Here is a 2,867-nt window from a genome sequence, read left to right on the forward strand (position 1 = left end):
AGGCCGACAATCGCGTCACCGTCGACGACGTCTGCGACCACCTGACTGCGCTGTGTGCGGCGGTCGATATTCCCGTCAATGCGGATTTCGAGGGCGGCTTCGCGGTTGAGCCCGACAAGGTCGCCGCCAATGTCGCGCGCGGCGTCAAGACCGGCGTCGCCGGGCTTTCGATCGAGGATTCCACCGGAGACGCCGCCAACCCGCTGTTCGAGCACAAGCTTGCGGTCGAGCGCATCAAGGCGGCGCGCAAGGCCATCGATGCCGACAACAGCGGTGTGTTGCTCACCGGCCGCTGTGAGGCATTCTTGTGGGGCAAGAAGGACCTCAATCTGGTGATCGAACGGCTGCAGGCCTATTCGGAAGCAGGAGCGGACGTCCTTTATTCGCCGGGCATCGCGACCAAGGAGGAGATTTCCGCGGTCGTGAAGGCGGTGGCGCCAAAGCCGGTCAATCTGTTGATCGGCGGTGCGTCGGAGCTGACGCTGCAAGCGGTCGCCGATCTCGGCGTGCGACGGATCAGCGTCGGCGGAGCGCTGGCGCGGATGGCCTGGACCGGTGTGATGAAGGCGGCCAAGGAGATGGCCGAGAAGGGCACCTTCACCGAATTCGCCAACGGCTATCCCGGCGGCGAGCTCAACAAGATGTTCAAGTAGACTCACACGCAAAAAAAGCAGCGGGCCGCTGGGGCCCGCTGCTTCGTCGCTCACGATAGCGAGCGGATTACTTGCTCTTGTCGCCGGTCGAGTCGGACGGCGCCGCCGAGCGGTCGATTTCCTGTCCGGTCGGCTTGTTGGCCGACGGCGAGGCCGGCTGTGCCGGTGCCGCGCCCGTGGTCGTGCCGGGCTGGCTGTTCGGCTTCGGCGTCACGTCGCGCATGCCCGGAGGCGGCGCGGCCGGATTGGCCGGCTGCTGCTGTGCGGTCTGCGCTGACGGCGTGGTGCCCGCCTCATGCACCGACGTATTGTTCAAGCCGTAGAACAACGCACCGAGCACCACGGCCACCGCGACGGCGAACATCGCGATCTTGGTGGTGCTGGCCGGTCCCTCCTGGAGTTCCGGATCCGGCTGCAGCTCGTTGTCCAGGCTGTTGAAGCGCGCCTGACGGCGCATTTCGTCCTCGGTCAGGTTGGCGCGATACGGATCGTCAGGTTGATGGGCCATTGCAAAGTTCCTCCGTTAGCACCTCAAAGCTAAACGCAGGGGACAATGGCTGGCGCGCGAGGATGTTCCGCGCCAATGTTGCAACCTGTTCATGCAGGAACCGCCGATTCCTCGGGTTCCAACCTGTTTCTTGAGGCCTTTTCAATGTGGACCATGCCGCCCACCGATTCGGTGCTGCACGTGCTCTCCTTCATTGCGGTTGCGGCGCAGTCGATGACGGCGGCGCTGGCGGCCGGCAGGCGCAGCATGGATTGGGCCGGCGTCTGCATGCTCGGCGCGATCACCGCGCTCGGCGGCGGCACCATCCGCGACGTGCTGCTGGGGCATTATCCGCTGCTCTGGGTCGCGCATCCGATCTATCTTGCGGTCGCGGCGGCCGGCGCCTTCGCCACCATTCTGCTGGCGCGGCTGGTGCACCGGCTCAACCTCGCATTCCTGGTGCTCGATGCGATCGGACTCGTGGTGTTCACCATGGCCGGCTGCGATGTGGCCTCGCAAGTCGACGTCCCGCTGCCGATCGTGATCGTCGCCGGCATGATCACCGGCTGCGCCGGCGGCGTGCTGCGCGACATCCTCTGCAACGAGGTGCCGCTGTTGTTTCGCAGCGAGCTCTACGCCAGCGTCTCCGTGGTGACCGGACTGTTCTATGTGACCGGCTCCGGGCTGCAGGTGAACGCCCAGCTCTGGACCGCGCTGACCTTCGCACTCGGGCTGACGTTCCGCATGCTTGCGATCCGCTACCGATGGGAGATGCCGAAATTCGTGTTCAGCGACGAGGAACGCTGAACGATTATTTCGCCGTCCGCGCCTTAGCGACCTCGTCCGCGGTGACGGCCGGCGCCGCGTTGCCCCAGGCGTTGCGGATGTAGGTCGCAACGTCCGCGACCTCCTGGTCGGTGAGCTTGGGATAGGCCGGCATCGAGCCGCCGTTCGGGGCGCGCGGCGTGGTCACGGTCTGTGCGCCGTCGAGGATGATGCGCAGCGTGCTTGTCGGATTGGCCGATTGCAGATTGGCGTTGCCGGGCAGCGGCGGATAGATCCGCGGCGCGCCGGAGCCGTCGAGTTCATGGCAGGCGATGCAGGCCGCGCGGTAGATCCGTTCGCCATCGCTCATCTGCGCCGGCGAGGGCGGGGTGACCTCCGGCTCCGGCGCGCCGGCAGGCAGGCTCTTCAGATAGACCGCGATCGCGCGCACGTCGGCGTCGCGCATCTTCGAGGTCGAATTGAGCACCACCTCGGACATCAGGGGGCCGGCATGGCTGTGCCCGTTGCGGCCGCTCTGCAGATATTCGGTGATGTCAGCCACGCTCCATGATTTCAGCCCGCTGCGTGCGGCGCCGTCGAGCCTTGGCGCGAACATGCCTTGCACCCTGCCGCCACTGAGCGCCTGGTCGCGCCGGTCGGCGCCGAAGGCGTTCTTGGGCGTGTGGCAGGCGCCGCAATGGGCGAGGGCCTCGACGAGATAGCGTCCGCGATTCCATTCCGCACCCTTGCCCTGATCCGGCTGGATGATGCCCGGCGTGAGGAACAGTGCGTTCCACGCCCGCATCAGCACGCGGTAGTTCAACGGCCAAGGCAGCTCCGGCGGCGGCGCCTTGTTGCTGACCGGCGCCAGCGTCGCGAGATAGGCACGGATCGCCAGGATGTCGTCGCGGATCAGCTTCGTGAAATTGGGGTAGGGGAAGGCGGGATAATAATGCGCGCCG

At 66.2% G+C, this 2,867-nt stretch carries 4 protein-coding genes; 2 read left to right on the forward strand and 2 right to left on the reverse strand.

Annotated elements, in window-relative coordinates; translation table 11 throughout:
• On the forward strand, positions 1-653 hold a 653-nt coding region (locus AKL29_RS13350), incomplete at its 5' end, for an isocitrate lyase/PEP mutase family protein (RefSeq protein WP_244481995.1).
• Between the two features lie 67 nt (positions 654-720).
• On the opposite strand, the gene AKL29_RS13355 is transcribed toward AKL29_RS13350, so the two are convergent.
• Positions 721-1,161 (reverse strand): hypothetical protein, encoded by a 441-nt coding sequence (locus AKL29_RS13355; RefSeq protein WP_028338220.1) that lies wholly within the window; start codon positions 1,159-1,161, stop codon positions 721-723.
• A 144-nt stretch (positions 1,162-1,305) separates the two neighbouring features.
• Between AKL29_RS13355 and AKL29_RS13360 the strand changes: the two genes are divergently transcribed.
• Entirely contained in the window at positions 1,306-1,947 is a 642-nt protein-coding gene (locus tag AKL29_RS13360; protein ID WP_028338219.1) for a trimeric intracellular cation channel family protein, read from the forward strand.
• Between the two features lie 4 nt (positions 1,948-1,951).
• Here the strand turns inward: AKL29_RS13360 and AKL29_RS13365 are convergent.
• On the reverse strand, positions 1,952-2,867 hold a 916-nt coding region (locus AKL29_RS13365), incomplete at its 5' end, for a cytochrome c (RefSeq protein WP_244481996.1).

It is taken from the genome of Bradyrhizobium pachyrhizi (assembly GCF_001189245.1).
In the GTDB taxonomy this organism is placed as follows: domain Bacteria; phylum Pseudomonadota; class Alphaproteobacteria; order Rhizobiales; family Xanthobacteraceae; genus Bradyrhizobium; species Bradyrhizobium pachyrhizi.

Coding starts and splice junctions, on each gene's coding strand:
- AKL29_RS13355 (WP_028338220.1), bottom strand. CDS start 1,161: ATGGCCCATCAACCTGACGATCCGTATCGCGCCAACCTGACCGAGGAC.
- AKL29_RS13360 (WP_028338219.1), top strand. CDS start 1,306: ATGTGGACCATGCCGCCCACCGATTCGGTGCTGCACGTGCTCTCCTTC.